The sequence below is a fragment of the Bartonella sp. MM73XJBT genome, assembly GCF_028618465.1.
Lineage (GTDB): Bacteria > Pseudomonadota > Alphaproteobacteria > Rhizobiales > Rhizobiaceae > Bartonella.
Map to the genome: position 1 here is coordinate 1 of NZ_JAQISY010000121.1, position 826 is coordinate 826.

The 826-nt window shown below is 45.0% G+C and carries 2 protein-coding genes; both read right to left on the minus strand.

Features of this window, described 5'->3' with window-relative positions; translation table 11 throughout:
* Positions 1 to 104 precede the first annotated feature (104 nt).
* Positions 105 to 473 carry a head decoration protein gene (locus tag PVV69_RS09945; protein ID WP_273755809.1) on the minus strand — a complete coding sequence of 123 codons (369 nt, stop codon included), beginning with the start codon at positions 471 to 473 and terminating at the stop codon, positions 105 to 107.
* Positions 470 to 826: hypothetical protein (locus tag PVV69_RS09950; protein ID WP_273757367.1), on the minus strand; the 357-nt coding region annotated here is incomplete at its 5' end. The genes PVV69_RS09950 and PVV69_RS09945, both read right to left, overlap by 4 nt.

Consider the following 826-nt stretch of genomic DNA (forward strand, 5'->3'; position numbering starts at 1 on the left):
CTTACAAGACCAGGTTGAAACTCATAGTTTTCAATGGCTTTCATCATTGTGATGCTTGAGAAAGCATCATGTTTAAAAAAATTCATATCCATGTGTGCATTCTCCTATCTCAATAGAATGTTGTTTTTGTCTTCGAAAGACTGAATGGCTGCTTTCTTTTGCTCATCTGTGATGGCATCTGGCCATAGCAGTTCAGAAGCTTTCACTGTGCATAAGCGTGCTGTAATCACGGCGCGTTGATCTGCGCCTGTTGCGTCAACAGTGGCAAAGGAAATCCCTGCCGGTGTTTGGCTGCCATCTGTTGCTGCTGGATTAAGGGGGACATAGTGTTCCGTTGCGGTTATCTTTCCCATGACAGTTCCCGCTTCAATGAATGCTCCTGATGCAAACACCACTTCTTCGTTTGACATATCGGGGTCGTAGGGTCCAAGATAAGCGCCATTGCGTACGTCGTCATAAATAATATTCGTCATTTCACTGCCCTCCAAGCTGCTTCCCATTTTGTATGAATCTTTGCCTTGCTCGTCCCATCACTATGAGGGGTATAAGGCGAGACTTTTAAAGACGCGCTTTGAGAGCTAGCAGCCGTCAACACACACTGGCGTGCTTTCTCGAGACTCATACCGTTTTGAATAGCTTTTGCTGCGTCAAAAGAAACGCCTAAATGCTTTGCTTGCCTTTCAAGGGTTGTTAGTGCTTTTGCGCGCTTTCTTTCTTTTTCAAGCACGGCTTTCATATCTTCGCGCTTGTTTTCATTGTCCTCATTGTCTTCGTCCTCATCTTCGTTTTCTTCGTCGTCAAAGATTTCGGCGTTTTTGTCGATGTC

What these genes read in the sequence shown, in the direction of transcription:
- PVV69_RS09945 (WP_273755809.1), bottom strand. Translation starts at nt 473, where the DNA reads ATGACGAATATTATTTATGACGACGTACGCAATGGCGCTTATCTTGGA.